Raw genomic sequence first — 13,540 nt, 5'->3', positions numbered from 1 at the left:
TTAGTGTTGCAGAGCCGGTTTTTGCGTCCCGTTGATCGGGATCCGTTTGGCTTTCGCCTCTTCCGGGATCACCCGCAGCAGGTCGATGCTCAACAGACCGTTGCTCAGGCCGGCAGCCTTGATCTCGATGTGGTCCGCCAGACGGAAGGACAGCTTGAACGCACGCTGGGCAATGCCCTGGTGCAGGAAGGTCACGCCCTCGTTGGCGTCACGTTTGCCACCACTGATGGTCAGCACACCCTTCTCGACTTGCAGCTCCAGGTCATCTTCCTGGAAACCGGCGGCCGCTACGACGATGCGGTATTGATCGTCACCGTGTTTTTCCACGTTGTAGGGTGGGTAGGTGCTGCCTGGCTCATTGCGCAGGGCGGTTTCGAACAGGTCGTTGAAACGGTCGAAACCCACCGAGGAACGGAACAGTGGGGCCAGGGAAAATGCAGTACTCATGTTTCAAATCTCCTGAAAACAATCAGCAAGGTTTTTTGTCTCCGCGACCCGAATTCGGCATCGCGTAACCCTTAGATAAGGACCGCTGATTGCATTTCAAGAGGTTATTTTCTGCTTTTTTTACAAAGAGTTTCAGGCGGCCTCAGCCACCGGCAGACCCAACAAGCGCGAGACGTTATCCAGTTCGGTCTCACGACGCAGGACGGTGAACAGCTCCACCGCCTCGGGATAATTGCGGGTCAGCATCGCCAGCCATTGTTTCAGGCGACCCGGCGACTGGCGTGGCGTCATTTGTGCCTTGGCTTGCAGCCAGAAGTCCTGGATCAGTGGCAGCAACTCGGACCAGGTCATCTCGACGACCTCCTCACCGGCCCGCGCCGCGGCGATCTGCCGGGCGAGATCCGGACGCGAAACCAGACCACGACCGAGCATGATGTCTTCCACGCCGCTGATCTCGCGGCAACGACGCCAGTCTTCGACGCTCCAGATGTCGCCGTTGGCGAACACTGGCACCTTGACCACGTCCTGCACCCGCGGAATCCACTCCCAGTGCGCCGGCGGCTTGTAGCCATCCACCTTGGTCCGCGCGTGCACCACGATGTGTTCGGCGCCGCCTTCGGCCAGGGCCGTGGCACACACCAGCGAACCGTCCGGGCTGTCGAAGCCCAGGCGCATCTTGGCGGTGACCGGAATGTGCGCGGGGACGGCACGACGGACGTGCTCGACGATCTGGTTGAGCAGCTCGGGTTCCTTGAGCAATACCGCGCCACCACGGGATTTGTTGACGGTCTTGGCCGGACAGCCGAAGTTCAGGTCGATCACTTCGGAACCCAGCTCGCAGGCCAGCGCGGCATTTTCTGCCAGGCACACTGGGTCGGAACCGAGCAGTTGCACACGCAGCGGCACGCCGGAAGCTGTCCGGGCACCGTTGAGCAGCTCCGGGCCGAACTTGTGGAAATAGGCAGGTGTGAGCAACTGGTCGTTGACCCGAATGAACTCGGTCACGCACCAGTCAATACCACCCACGCGGGTCAGCACATCGCGCAGGATGTCGTCGACCAACCCCTCCATGGGCGCCAAAGCAATTTGCATGAAAAACACACTCGAGGAAAAACGTGCGGCAGTTTACTGGATTGCGCGAGAAACCGCAGACCCCTTGTGGGAGCGAGCCTGCTCGCGAAAGCGCTCTGTCAGATACATTGATGCTGGATTTTCCGCCGCCTTCGCGAGCAGGCTCGCTCCCACATTAGATTTTTGCTGATTCCAAAGCATGCAACGCCGGGCCATAGCCCTCGATGAACTCTACCGGCATGCGCTTGGGCTTGCCGGTGGACAGCTCGATGCAGACGAACGTGGTCTGCGCGCGCAATAGCGTGGTGTTGTCACTGGGGCGGATCAACTGGAAGTGCCGGGTCATTTTCAGCCGCTGGTCCCAATCGACGATCCAGGTCGCCAATTGCAACTCGTCGTCCTCATAGGCTGCCGCCAGGTAATCGATCTCGTGCCGCACCACCGCCATCGCCCGGTCCAGCCGGCGATATTCGACCAGGTCCAGACCAAGGCGCTGGGAGTGGCGCCAGGCACAGCGTTCGAGCCAGGTCACGTAGACCGCGTTGTTCGCGTGCCCCAACCCGTCAATGTCCTCGGCGCTCACTTGCAGATCAATGATGAACGGCGTTTCCCGATCCCAGCCCATGCCCGACTCCCTGGTCAGATAATTTCGACCGGGGCAGTGTAACGGAAGCTCAGGCGGATTGGCGTGATTGCAGACTGCGCCCGGCCAGCAGTGATAACACGCCATCAATCACCCGCGGGTCGGCCAACACTCGCTGATGACCACCGTCTTTCAGACGCAACAAGCGGCTGTCGAACCAGGCTTCGTGAATCAGCTGGGATTCCTTCACCAAGACGAAGTTGTCGTCTTCGGCGTGGACAATCAGGCCAGGCATGTCGAGTTGATAGTGTGCGACATCCAGCGTCTCGGCTCGCATGCCGACGTCTTGCTCGACCTGGCGAATGAACGCCGAGCGGGCCTTCGGTGGCAGCCCGACATAGCGGGCAAAACCACGCAACACGCCGAGAATTCGCGCCGGAGCGGCAATGGTGACCAGGGTTTCGGTGCGCAAGCCCAACTGGACCGCGAGCATCGCACTGGCGCCGCCCATGGAGTGGCCGATGACCGCTTGCAGGGGTGGCAGTTCGGAAGCAGCTTCAAGCATGGCGCGGGCGAACAGCACCACATTCGCTTCGCTGCCCGGCGAGCGACCGTGGGCCGGACCATCCAGGGCCACGACCGAGTAACCGGCATCGACCAGCGCGGTGATGAGGCTGGCAAACTGCGTCGGCCGCCCTTCCCATCCATGCATCAGCAAGACTGCCGGGCCCTGGCCCCAGCGCAAGGCCGAGAGACCGAAACGCAGGGTGATCCGCTCGGACTTCGCCAACAGTGGCAGCTCCCAGTCACGCAGCGGCAGATCCCGTGGCGTCATGAACGCCTGTCGCATTTTGCTGGCGACCAGTTTCGGGGCAAACCAGCCCAAGGTGCCATTAACGCCACGAACCCACTTTAACGCGCTCATCGCATTCTCCTCAGGCCGCAGCCTTCAGGTCAACGCACTGCCGATTTGGCGGCGCGCAGTAATCGATCGGACAACTCTCCTGGCCCCAGCGCCCGCGCCAGAGCCAGCCCACCCACCATCAAGGCCATGTCGGCCAGGGCTTTTTCGGTTTCTTCAGGGCTGGCCGCCAACTGCGCGACCATCAATTCCACATGCTCATTGAGCGCGACACGAAACGCTTCCGGCAGCCGCCCCAGTTCGCCGACCGATGCCGGGATCGGACAGGCCGATTCGGAGGAGTCACGGTGCTTGCGCGACAGATAAAACGCAGCCACCAACGCGCGGCGCTCTTCGCCGGTCAATTCCGCGTCCATGTCGGCAATCAGGTCGCGGCGGTGACCGAGCAATTGCCTGAACGCCTCGAGCATCATCGCGTCCTTGCTTTCGAAGTGTGCGTAGAAGCCGCCGACCGTCAGGCCCGCCGCGCCCATCACTTCGCCCACGCTTGGTTCGGCCGGGCCGCGCTGAATCAGCGCTGCGCTGGCAGCCTTGAGGATGCGTTCGCGGGTTTGAGCTTTTTTATCGTTCATCGTTGCCTCCGAATATTACGATTGAAATATTATTCTCATAATAAATTTTAGCAAGTCATGGGCGTGACCGCTGGTCTGAAGAACAGTTTTTTTTGGAAATGGAGGAATTTGGCCAAACGCCAGACAAACAAAAGGGCCATTCAATAATTGAATGACCCTTATAAAATCCCGCAGAGCGGGTAATCGTGGCGTCCCCTAGGGGACTCGAACCCCTGTTACCGCCGTGAAAGGGCGGTGTCCTAGGCCACTAGACGAAGGGGACACAAACCCTTCTATACAACTGATCAGTGCTGAGAGCTGATCGATTCAAGGCCGGTGTGGCCAGACCTTGAACTGTAAAATTGGTGGAGCTAAGCGGGATCGAACCGCTGACCTCCTGCATGCCATGCAGGCGCTCTCCCAGCTGAGCTATAGCCCCGGATTTTTCGCCTCGCGGCGGAGCGACATCTTGCAACATCGCTTCTGTAAAACTGGCGTCCCCTAGGGGACTCGAACCCCTGTTACCGCCGTGAAAGGGCGGTGTCCTAGGCCACTAGACGAAGGGGACGCAAACCCTTCTATACAACTGATCAACGCTGAGTGTTGATCGCTTCAAGGCCGGTGTGGCCAGACCTTGAAGTGTAAATTGGTGGAGCTAGACGGGATCGAACCGTCGACCTCTTGCATGCCATGCAAGCGCTCTCCCAGCTGAGCTATAGCCCCTCATCGTTGATGTCATCGCTGAGGACGGGGCGAATCTTAAGGGCGTATCGAAAGTCTGTCAAACTTATTTTTCAAAACAATTGAAATTTTTTGCCGACATAACAACCACTTACCGCCCTCGCCCGGAAAAACGGGGGTCTTGGGAAAGAACGCAGGCTCGTAGGAGCTGGCGAAGCCTGCGATCTTTTCAGGGCTACCGAAGAGCAGGATCAAAAGATCGCAGCCTTCGGCAGCTCCTACAAGGACTCTCAGGCGATAGCGCCCAGCAGCTTTTCCCACTCCTTGTTTTCTTTCTTCGACACACCGCCCAGCAGGTCAATCGCCTGACGCAGACGGAAACGGGTCAGGTCCGGCCCGAGGATTTCCATCGCATCGAGCACCGATACCGAACTCGCCTGGCCAGTGATCGCAGCGAACATCAGCGGCATGGCATCACGTAGCTTCAGCTCCAGGGACTCGACCACCGCCTGAATGGTCGCGGTGATGCTGTCTTTCTCCCACTGACGCAGGCTTTCGAGCTTCCACAAGATCAACTGCATCAACTGACGAACCTGATCGCCCGAGAGTTTCTTGGACTCGAACAGCTTGGCATCCGGATTCACGCCACCGGCAAAGAAGAACCCGGCCAGTGGTGCCACCTGGCTGAAGGTTTCGACCCGGCCCTGCACGTGCGGCGCGATCTTCATCATGTATTCGGAATTGAACGCCCACTTCTGCACCCGTGCGGCGAACTCTTCCACCGGCAGGTCACGCAGCCACTGGCCGTTGAGCCACGACAGCTTCTCGATGTCGAAGATCGGCCCGCCGAGGGACACGCGCTTGAGGTCGAAGTTGTCGACCATTTCCTGCAACGAGAACTTCTCGCGCTCGTCCGGCATCGACCAGCCCATGCGGCCCAGGTAGTTGAGCATCGCTTCCGGCATGAAGCCCATGCGCTCGTAAAAGGTTACCGAGGTCGGGTTCTTGCGCTTGGACAGCTTGCTCTTGTCCGGGTTACGCAGCAGCGGCATGTAGCACAGCTCCGGTTGTTCCCAGCCGAAGTATTCGTACAGCAGGATCAGCTTCGGTGCCGATGGCAACCACTCTTCGCCACGCAATACGTGGGTGATGCCCATCAGGTGGTCGTCGACCACATTGGCCAGGAAGTAGGTTGGCAGGCCGTCGGTCTTCATCAGGACTTGCATGTCCATGCGGTCCCACGGGATTTCAACGTCGCCACGCAGCATGTCCGGCACCACGCAGACGCCTTCGCTCGGCACTTTCATGCGGATAACGTGGGGTTCGCCTGCCGCCAGGCGACGGGCGACTTCTTCCTTGGACAGCAGCAGCGCGCGGCCGTCGTAACGCGGGGTTTCACCGCGAGCCATCTGCTCGGCGCGCATCTGGTCCAGCTCTTCGGCCGTGCAGAAGCACGGGAAGGCATGACCGAGCTCCACAAGCTGCTGGCAATACTTCTGATAAATATCGCCGCGCTCGCTTTGACGGTACGGACCGTGCGGGCCACCGACGTCCGGGCCTTCGCTCCAGTCGATCCCGAGCCAGCGCAAGGCGTCGAAAATCTGCTGTTCGGACTCGCGGGTCGAACGCAGTTGGTCGGTATCTTCGATCCGCAGGATGAACTCACCGCCGTGCTGCTTGGCAAAGCAGTAGTTGAACAAGGCGATATAGGCGGTACCTACGTGGGGATCCCCGGTAGGCGATGGCGCGATGCGAGTGCGGACGGTGGTCATGGCATGTCTCGAAAAGAATAAAAGCGAAGTTCAAACAAGGCGCGAATGGTAACAGGCGACACCCGCCCGGCTCCAGTGAACAGGGCATTTAAGCCAAGGTTGCGTCTGTAACGCCCGTATGGCGAGGTGAATGGCCGAATATCAGCCGATGGCATTTACCGCTTATCGGCTGTATGCCAGATTTGCCTGCTGATAACTTCTCTTACAATTTCTCGACTACAGTTTGCCTCATGCCTGCCCAACTCAAGCGTCGCCTCTTCTCGTTCCTGCTGATTGTCCTGTTGATTGCCGGGGGCCTGTTTGCCCATTGGCTCTTGAAGGGGCGCTTTTATGAAAGCACCGACAACGCCTATGTCCAGGGCGAGATCACCCGCGTGTCGAGCCAATTGGGCGCGCGTATCGATCAGGTACTGGTGCAGGACAACCAGCATGTCGAGAAAGGCCAGTTGCTGGTCAAACTCGAAGGCGACGACTTCCGCCTCGCTGTCGACCGCGCCAATGCCGCCCTGGCCACCCGCGAGGCCGAGCGCCTGCAAGCCCAGAGCAAACTGACCCAGCAGGCCAGCCTGATTGCCGCCAGCGAAGCGCAGGTCGCGTCCAGCCAGGCCAGCCTGGGTCGCTCGCAGATCGACCTGACCCGCGCCGAAACCTTGCGCAAACCCGGCTATATCTCGGAAGAACGGGTGACCACCCTGTCCGCCGACAACCACATTGCCCGCTCGCAAGTGGCCAAGGCCCAGGCCGACGCGCAAAGTCAGCGCCAGCAAGTCAACGCACTCACCGCCGAGATCAAACGCCTGGATGCGCAGATCGCCAATGCCAAAACCGATCTGGCCCAGGCCGAACTGAACCTGACCCGCAGCGAAATCCACGCGCCCATCAGCGGCCTGATCGGCCAGCGAGCAGCCCGCGAAGGCCAATACGTGCAGGCCGGCGCTTACCTGTTGTCGATCGTGCCGGACGAAGACATCTGGATTCAGGCCAATTTCAAGGAAACCCAGATTGGCCACATGCAACCCGGCCAGGAAGCCGAGCTGACCTTCGACGCCTATAGCGACACCCCGATCAAAGCCCGGGTCGACAGCCTGTTCGCCGCCTCGGGTGCGCAGTTCAGCCTGTTGCCGCCGGACAATGCCACGGGCAATTTCACCAAAGTCGTACAACGGATTCCGGTAAAACTGACCTTCGCCGCGGACAATCCGCTGCGCGGCAAGATTCGCCCGGGCATGTCGGTCACCGCCAAGGTGAACATCAAGGACGCCCCTGAAGATGTCACCCCCAAAGTGAGCCACAAAGTCGCCCCAGACGATGGCCGGTGATCAACTGATCCGCCCGGTCGGCGAACCGACCCGGCGGGACTGGATTGCGGTGATGAGCGTGATGCTCGGTGCGTTCATGGCGGTGCTGGACATCCAGATCACCAACTCCTCGCTCAAGGACATCCAGGGCGCGCTGTCGGCGACCCTGGAAGAAGGCTCATGGATTTCCACCTCGTACCTGGTGGCGGAAATCATCATGATCCCGCTCACCGCCTGGCTCGTGCAGTTGCTGTCAGCCCGGCGCCTAGCGGTGTGGGTGTCCCTCGGATTCCTGGCCGCGTCCCTGCTCTGCTCCATGGCGTGGAGCCTGGAAAGCATGATCGTGTTCCGCGCCCTGCAGGGGTTTACCGGTGGTGCACTGATTCCGCTGGCGTTCACCCTGACCCTGATCAAGCTCCCGGAACACCACCGCGCCAAGGGCATGGCCATGTTCGCCATGACCGCCACCTTCGCACCCTCCATCGGCCCGACCCTCGGCGGCTGGCTGACGGAAAACTGGGGCTGGGAATACATTTTCTACATCAACATCCCGCCTGGCCTGATCATGATCGCCGGCCTGATGTACGGCCTGGAGAAGAAAGAAGCCCACTGGGAATTGCTGAAAAGCACCGACTACGCCGGCATTCTCACCCTCGGCGTCGGGCTCGGTTGCTTGCAGGTGTTCCTGGAGGAAGGCCATCGCAAGGACTGGCTGGAATCGAGCCTGATCGTGACCCTGGGCAGCATCGCGCTGGTCAGCCTGATCAGCTTTGTGATCGTGCAGTTCTCCAAACCCAATCCACTGATCAATCTCGGTATTCTCGGCAACCGCAACTTCGGGTTATCCAGTATTTCCAGCGTCGGGATGGGGGTCGGTTTGTACGGCTCGATCTACCTGTTGCCGCTGTACCTGGCGCAGATCCAGAACTACAACGCCCTGCAGATCGGCGAAGTGATCATGTGGATGGGCGTGCCGCAGCTGTTCCTGATTCCGCTGGTGCCCAAGTTGATGAAGTTCGTCTCGCCGAAATGGCTGTGCACGCTGGGCTTCGGGCTGTTCGGGCTGGCGAGTTTCTCTTCGGGCGTGCTGAACCCGGACTTTGCCGGGCCGCAGTTCAATCAGATCCAGATCATCCGCGCCCTGGGCCAACCGCTGATCATGGTCACCATCTCGCTGATCGCTACCGCCTACATCCTGCCCCAGGATGCGGGATCGGCCTCGAGCCTATTCAACATCCTGCGCAACCTCGGCGGCGCCATCGGCATCGCCCTGCTCGCCACGCTGCTGGATGCGCGGACCAAGGTTTACTTTGACTACCTGCGTGAATCCATCGTGCCGAGCAATCCGCAGGTGGCTGAACGGATCGCCTCGCTGGCTGATCGGCTGGGCAATGAAACGGCAGCACTGGGCAAACTCAGCGAGATCGCCCACCAACAGGCGTCGATCATGGCCTACAACGATGCGTTTCATTTTGTCGGGATTGCGTTGGGGATCAGCATGCTGGCGGTGTTGCTGACCAAGAAGTTGCCGGAGGGGTTGAAGGCTGGGGAAGCGCACTGATTGACTGTTGTGCAGTGACGACTGGCCCTTTCGCGAGCAGGCTCGCTCCCACATTGGACCGCGCCGGTCATGACAACTCGGCCAACTGTGGGAGCGAGCCTGCTCGCGATGACGGCCTGACAGGCACTGCAAATGTCAAACAGTGATCAACCGCTCCCGCAACTTGCCAATCTCATCGCGCATCTGCGCCGCGGCTTCAAACTCCAGATCACGCGCCAACGCATACATCTTCTCTTCCAGGGCTTTGATACGCTTGGCGATCTCGCCCGGCGAGCGCAATTCCGCTTCGTACCTGGCGTTTTCCTCGGCAGCCTTGGCCATGCCCTTGCGCTTCTTGCTGCGCGAACCGGGCACGGTGGCGCCTTCCATGATGTCGGCGACGTCCTTGAACACACCTTTGGGGGTGATGCCGTTGGCCAGGTTGAAGGCAATCTGCTTGTCGCGACGGCGCTCGGTTTCGCCAATCGCACGCTCCATGGAACCGGTAATGCGGTCAGCATAGAGAATCGCCCGGCCATTGAGGTTACGCGCCGCCCGGCCGATAGTCTGGATCAGCGAGCGCTCGGAACGCAGGAAACCCTCCTTGTCGGCATCGAGGATCGCCACCAGCGAGACTTCCGGCATGTCCAGGCCTTCGCGCAGCAGGTTGATCCCCACCAACACATCGAAGGTGCCCAGACGCAAATCGCGGATGATCTCGACCCGCTCCACGGTGTCGATGTCCGAGTGCAGGTAACGCACGCGCACGCCGTGGTCGGCCAGGTAATCGGTCAAATCCTCGGCCATGCGCTTGGTCAGCGTGGTGACGAGCACCCGCTCTTCCAGAGCGACGCGCTTGCTGATTTCCGACAGCAAGTCGTCGACCTGGGTCAGTGCCGGGCGAATCTCGATTTGTGGGTCCACCAGCCCGGTCGGGCGCACCACCATGTCAATGACGCGGCCAGCGTGTTCGGCTTCGTAGTTGCCCGGGGTCGCCGAGACGAAAATCGTCTGTGGGCTGATGCGTTCCCACTCATCAAAACGCATCGGCCGGTTGTCCAGGGCCGAAGGCAGGCGGAAACCGTATTCGACCAGGGTTTCCTTGCGCGAGCGGTCGCCCTTGTACATGGCGCCAACCTGCGGAACGCTGACGTGGGATTCGTCGATCACCAGCAAGGCATCGGCCGGCAGGTAATCGTAAAGGGTTGGTGGCGCCGCGCCGGCTTCGCGGCCGGACAGATAGCGCGAGTAGTTTTCGATGCCGTTGCAGTAACCCAGTTCGAGGATCATCTCCAGATCGAAACGGGTGCGTTGCTCCAGGCGCTGGGCTTCCACCAGTTTGTTGTTGGAGCGCAGGTATTCCAAGCGCTCCTGCAACTCGACCTTGATGCCTTCGACCGCGCCCATCAGGGTTTCCCGTGGCGTCACGTAGTGGCTCTTCGGGTAGAAGGTGAAGCGCGGCAGTTTGCGAATGACTTCACCGGTCAGCGGATCGAATGCCGACAGGCTTTCCACTTCATCGTCGAACAGCTCGATGCGGATCGCCTCGAAATCGGATTCCGCCGGGTGGATATCGATCACATCGCCACGCACGCGGAAGGTCGCACGGGCAAAATCCATGTCGTTGCGGGTGTATTGCAGGTCGGCCAGGCGTCGCAGCAATTCACGCTGATCGAGCCGGTCGCCGCGATCCACGTGCAACACCATCTTCAAATAGGTTTCCGGGCTGCCCAGGCCGTAGATACAGGACACCGTGGTGACGATGATCGCGTCCTTGCGCTCAAGCAAGGCCTTGGTCGCCGACAGACGCATCTGCTCGATGTGGTCGTTGATCGAGGCGTCTTTCTCGATGAAGGTGTCCGAGGACGGCACGTAGGCTTCCGGCTGGTAGTAGTCGTAGTAGGAAACGAAATATTCCACCGCGTTGTTCGGGAAGAACGCCTTGAACTCACCGTACAACTGCGCCGCCAGGGTCTTGTTCGGCGCCAGCACCAGGGTCGGGCGCTGCACCTGGGCGATCACGTTGGCGATGCTGAAGGTCTTGCCCGAGCCGGTCACACCGAGCAGCGTCTGGTGCGCCAGCCCGGCTTCGATGCCCTCGACCATCAGGCGGATGGCTTCCGGCTGATCGCCGGCGGGCTCGAAACGGGTGACTAGCTGGAATTCAGACATGAAATACCTCTGGATCACTCTTGCCGGTAAAAACGGCACGAACGAGAAAGACCGCAAACGACCGATGTCGCCCGAAGAAAAAACTGGATTGTGCTCAATGTGGAGCCGATTGCCAGCGCTTTCAAGGCAAACGTCCTACATCGCGCTAAACCTTTGCCGACGCCATTCGACTAACGGTCGATAAATAATCGGAAAAACTTACCCGAAATGCTGATTCGCCTGTCGCCAGCCATCGCCGATGGCCTCTATACTAGCTCCCCGTTTGTGCACCGCTCTAGTGCATTCGGCTGGAGCGCTACACGTCCCTCCACACTCCATTCAGAGCCGCCGCAATAATGAGCCTGTTCTCCGCTGTCGAAATGGCACCACGCGATCCAATCCTGGGCCTCAACGAAGCATTCAACGCCGATACCCGGACCAACAAAGTCAACCTGGGAGTCGGTGTTTACTGCAACGAGGAGGGGCGAATTCCACTCCTGCGCGCCGTTGTCGAAGCCGAAACCATTCGCGCCGCTCAACACGTTTCCCGTGGCTACCTGCCAATCGACGGTATCGCCGCCTACGACCAGGCTGTGCAGAAATTACTGTTCGGCAATGATTCGCCGCTGATCGCTGCCGGCCGCGTGATCACCACCCAGGCCGTTGGCGGTACTGGCGCACTGAAAATCGGTGCCGACTTCCTCAAGCAACTGCTGCCGAACGCCGTCGTGGCGATCAGCGACCCGAGCTGGGAAAACCACCGCGCCCTGTTCGAAACCGCCGGTTTCCCGGTGCAGAACTACCGTTACTACGACGCCGCGACCCACGACGTGAACCGTACCGGCATGCTGGAAGACCTGAACGCGCTGCCAAACGGCTCGATCATCGTGCTGCACGCCTGCTGCCACAACCCGACCGGCGTGGACCTGAGCCCGGCGGACTGGAAAAACGTCCTGGAAGTCGTTAAAGCCAAAGGCCACGTGCCGTTCCTCGACATGGCCTACCAGGGCTTTGGCGATGGCATCGACGAAGATGCCGCTGCCGTACGCCTGTTCGCTGAGTCGGGCCTGACTTTCTTCGCTTCCAGCTCGTTCTCCAAGTCGTTCTCGCTGTACGGCGAGCGCGTTGGCGCCCTGTCGATCGTCAGCGAATCGAAAGAAGAAAGCGCGCGCGTGTTGTCGCAAGTCAAACGCGTGATCCGCACCAACTACTCCAACCCGCCGACCCACGGTGCCAGCGTTGTCGCTGCGGTGCTGAACAGCCCGGAACTGCGCGCCCAGTGGGAAGCCGAACTGGCCGAAATGCGCTTGCGCATTCGTGGCATGCGCACCCAGATGGTCGACCTGCTGGCACAAAAAGCGCCTCAGCGCGATTTCAGCTTCGTCGGTCGTCAGTGCGGCATGTTCTCCTACTCCGGCCTGACGGTTGAGCAAGTTCACCGTCTGCGCAACGAGTTCGGCATCTACGCCCTGGACACCGGCCGCATCTGCGTGGCTGCGCTGAACCAGAGCAACATCAAGGTTGTGACGGACGCTATCGTCCAGGTCATCTGATTACGCCTTGACCTGAAAACGGGAAGCCACTGGCTTCCCGTTTTTTATTTGTTGCAGATTAATCTCAAAGCGGTGGCTCTGCCCTCTAAACTCCACAGGCTTGTATACACCCTGGAATTCCTGCGAGAACCCACATGAAAAACGATGACCTGCGCGCCGACCGCGATGACCTGGATGACCTGGATCACTTCACCCCCCGCGCCCCGACAAAACGCGGCAATAACCTGGTAATGCAAGTCGCTGCTGGTGTATTCCTCGGCGGCCTGGCCCTGTGGCTGGTGCAATTGGGTGCCACGGCGCTCTACGCCAAACTGATGCTTGCCACGATTACCTTCGGCGGTTAAGCCAGTTCGGTCGCACGCTGGCTGGCAGCGTCGTCGTAGGCGACATACAGCGATTCCGCGACCTGGCTCTTGATCGCTTTAGTGCTTTCCAGGCCCAGGACAAAACCTTCGGCCTTGCCACCGGCGCGATTCAACTCATCAACGGTGCTGGCCTGAGTGATCGCGTCGAAGAGTTTTTCGACGTGCGGGCCGACACCTTTGGGCAGGCTGATCTGTGCGATGCTCATGCGAGCACCTCGTTGTTTTCGGGCGTTGTGATGGTCAAGCGAGACATGGCGCGTACCTTTTCGGCGAATGGCCGGCAGCGCGTGTCACCACTTCCGGGCAGCCATGGTAGACCTCGCCGGCGATTCTGGTAACCGCCAATCACCGATAAACCACCGTCCGTCCCGACGAATCCGCCGAGTTGTGATCAGGTGCTTGACTTCTCTTTTTGAATCAGTAACATAGGCGCCATTCCGCGATAGCTCAGTTGGTAGAGCAAGTGACTGTTAATCACTGGGTCCCTGGTTCGAGTCCAGGTCGTGGAGCCAGACAAGGTTCCAGAGAAGGCTTTCAAAATCTCTGCCCCCCCCCCGAAAAACCCGCCTTATGGCGGGTTTTTTCGTTTTGGCGTTTCGTCAGATT

The 13,540-nt window shown here is 59.9% G+C and carries 12 protein-coding genes and 5 tRNA genes; 5 read left to right on the top strand and 12 right to left on the bottom strand.

Annotated elements, in window-relative coordinates; translation table 11 throughout:
• From WHX55_RS10190 to gltX, 10 genes are all read right to left on the bottom strand, one after another.
• Positions 1-447 carry an Hsp20 family protein gene (locus tag WHX55_RS10190; protein ID WP_353742520.1) on the bottom strand — a complete coding sequence of 149 codons (447 nt, stop codon included), beginning with the start codon at positions 445-447 and terminating at the stop codon, positions 1-3.
• 132 nt (positions 448-579) lie between these two features.
• Positions 580-1,539: a tRNA-dihydrouridine synthase gene (locus WHX55_RS10185; RefSeq protein ID WP_150756483.1), complete on the bottom strand. Its 960-nt coding sequence runs from the start codon at positions 1,537-1,539 to the stop codon at positions 580-582.
• A 154-nt stretch (positions 1,540-1,693) separates the two neighbouring features.
• Positions 1,694-2,143, bottom strand: coding sequence for a thioesterase family protein (locus WHX55_RS10180; protein WP_150756484.1), 450 nt, complete (start codon positions 2,141-2,143; stop codon positions 1,694-1,696).
• A gap of 49 nt (positions 2,144-2,192) precedes the next feature.
• Entirely contained in the window at positions 2,193-3,026 is an 834-nt protein-coding gene (locus tag WHX55_RS10175) for an alpha/beta hydrolase (protein ID WP_150756485.1), read from the bottom strand.
• A 29-nt stretch (positions 3,027-3,055) separates the two neighbouring features.
• Positions 3,056-3,595 carry a TetR/AcrR family transcriptional regulator gene (locus tag WHX55_RS10170; RefSeq protein ID WP_057715584.1) on the bottom strand — a complete coding sequence of 180 codons (540 nt, stop codon included), beginning with the start codon at positions 3,593-3,595 and terminating at the stop codon, positions 3,056-3,058.
• Positions 3,596-3,781: 186 nt separating this feature from the next.
• Positions 3,782-3,857, bottom strand: a tRNA-Glu gene (locus tag WHX55_RS10165).
• 80 nt (positions 3,858-3,937) lie between these two features.
• A tRNA-Ala gene (locus WHX55_RS10160) sits at positions 3,938-4,013 on the bottom strand.
• Positions 4,014-4,066: 53 nt separating this feature from the next.
• Positions 4,067-4,142 (bottom strand) — tRNA-Glu (locus tag WHX55_RS10155).
• A 79-nt stretch (positions 4,143-4,221) separates the two neighbouring features.
• Positions 4,222-4,297: transfer RNA gene (locus tag WHX55_RS10150), tRNA-Ala, on the bottom strand.
• 248 nt (positions 4,298-4,545) lie between these two features.
• On the bottom strand, positions 4,546-6,027 hold the full coding sequence (gene gltX / locus WHX55_RS10145; protein ID WP_007997532.1) for a glutamate--tRNA ligase: 1,482 nt from the start codon (positions 6,025-6,027) through the stop codon (positions 4,546-4,548).
• A 230-nt stretch (positions 6,028-6,257) separates the two neighbouring features.
• On the opposite strand from gltX, the gene WHX55_RS10140 reads away from it, so the two are divergent.
• The gene (locus WHX55_RS10140; RefSeq protein WP_353742519.1) at positions 6,258-7,346 is read left to right on the top strand and encodes an HlyD family secretion protein; all 1,089 of its coding nucleotides are present in this window, start codon (positions 6,258-6,260) and stop codon (positions 7,344-7,346) included.
• A 49-nt stretch (positions 7,347-7,395) separates the two neighbouring features.
• Positions 7,396-8,886 (top strand): MDR family MFS transporter, encoded by a 1,491-nt coding sequence (locus WHX55_RS10135; RefSeq protein WP_353743036.1) that lies wholly within the window; start codon positions 7,396-7,398, stop codon positions 8,884-8,886.
• 135 nt (positions 8,887-9,021) lie between these two features.
• Here the strand turns inward: WHX55_RS10135 and uvrB are convergent, their stop codons facing one another.
• A complete protein-coding gene (uvrB, locus tag WHX55_RS10130; RefSeq protein ID WP_150755145.1) occupies positions 9,022-11,037 on the bottom strand; it encodes an excinuclease ABC subunit UvrB in 2,016 nt (671 codons plus the stop codon).
• A 335-nt stretch (positions 11,038-11,372) separates the two neighbouring features.
• On the opposite strand from uvrB, the gene WHX55_RS10125 reads away from it, so the two are divergent.
• Both WHX55_RS10125 and WHX55_RS10120 read left to right on the top strand, forming a co-directional pair.
• A complete protein-coding gene (locus WHX55_RS10125; protein WP_008050829.1) occupies positions 11,373-12,569 on the top strand; it encodes an amino acid aminotransferase in 1,197 nt (398 codons plus the stop codon).
• Positions 12,570-12,703: 134 nt separating this feature from the next.
• Positions 12,704-12,913, top strand: a complete 210-nt coding sequence (locus WHX55_RS10120; protein ID WP_150672795.1) for a hypothetical protein — start codon at positions 12,704-12,706, stop codon at positions 12,911-12,913.
• Here the strand turns inward: WHX55_RS10120 and WHX55_RS10115 are convergent.
• The gene (locus tag WHX55_RS10115) at positions 12,910-13,140 is read right to left on the bottom strand and encodes a hypothetical protein (RefSeq protein WP_353742518.1); all 231 of its coding nucleotides are present in this window, start codon (positions 13,138-13,140) and stop codon (positions 12,910-12,912) included. The two genes, WHX55_RS10120 and WHX55_RS10115, sit on opposite strands and share 4 nt — an antisense overlap.
• 230 nt (positions 13,141-13,370) lie before the next feature.
• On the opposite strand from WHX55_RS10115, the gene WHX55_RS10110 reads away from it, so the two are divergent.
• Positions 13,371-13,446: transfer RNA gene (locus WHX55_RS10110), tRNA-Asn, on the top strand.
• Positions 13,447-13,540: the final 94 nt, after the last annotated feature.

This window comes from Pseudomonas fluorescens (genome assembly GCF_040448305.1).
GTDB classification, from domain to species: Bacteria; Pseudomonadota; Gammaproteobacteria; order Pseudomonadales; family Pseudomonadaceae; genus Aquipseudomonas; species Aquipseudomonas fluorescens_BH.
This window is presented reverse-complemented; position numbering and strand designations above follow the sequence as displayed.

What these genes read in the sequence shown, in the direction of transcription:
- WHX55_RS10180 (WP_150756484.1), bottom strand. Translation starts at nt 2,143, where the DNA reads ATGGGCTGGGATCGGGAAACGCCGTTCATCATTGATCTGCAAGTGAGC.
- WHX55_RS10170 (WP_057715584.1), bottom strand. Translation starts at nt 3,595, where the DNA reads ATGAACGATAAAAAAGCTCAAACCCGCGAACGCATCCTCAAGGCTGCC.
- WHX55_RS10120 (WP_150672795.1), top strand. Translation starts at nt 12,704, where the DNA reads ATGAAAAACGATGACCTGCGCGCCGACCGCGATGACCTGGATGACCTG.
- WHX55_RS10190 (WP_353742520.1), bottom strand. Translation starts at nt 447, where the DNA reads ATGAGTACTGCATTTTCCCTGGCCCCACTGTTCCGTTCCTCGGTGGGT.
- WHX55_RS10185 (WP_150756483.1), bottom strand. Translation starts at nt 1,539, where the DNA reads ATGCAAATTGCTTTGGCGCCCATGGAGGGGTTGGTCGACGACATCCTG.
- gltX (WP_007997532.1), bottom strand. Translation starts at nt 6,027, where the DNA reads ATGACCACCGTCCGCACTCGCATCGCGCCATCGCCTACCGGGGATCCC.
- WHX55_RS10115 (WP_353742518.1), bottom strand. Translation starts at nt 13,140, where the DNA reads ATGAGCATCGCACAGATCAGCCTGCCCAAAGGTGTCGGCCCGCACGTC.
- WHX55_RS10125 (WP_008050829.1), top strand. Translation starts at nt 11,373, where the DNA reads ATGAGCCTGTTCTCCGCTGTCGAAATGGCACCACGCGATCCAATCCTG.
- WHX55_RS10140 (WP_353742519.1), top strand. Translation starts at nt 6,258, where the DNA reads ATGCCTGCCCAACTCAAGCGTCGCCTCTTCTCGTTCCTGCTGATTGTC.
- uvrB (WP_150755145.1), bottom strand. Translation starts at nt 11,037, where the DNA reads ATGTCTGAATTCCAGCTAGTCACCCGTTTCGAGCCCGCCGGCGATCAG.
- WHX55_RS10175 (WP_150756485.1), bottom strand. Translation starts at nt 3,026, where the DNA reads ATGAGCGCGTTAAAGTGGGTTCGTGGCGTTAATGGCACCTTGGGCTGG.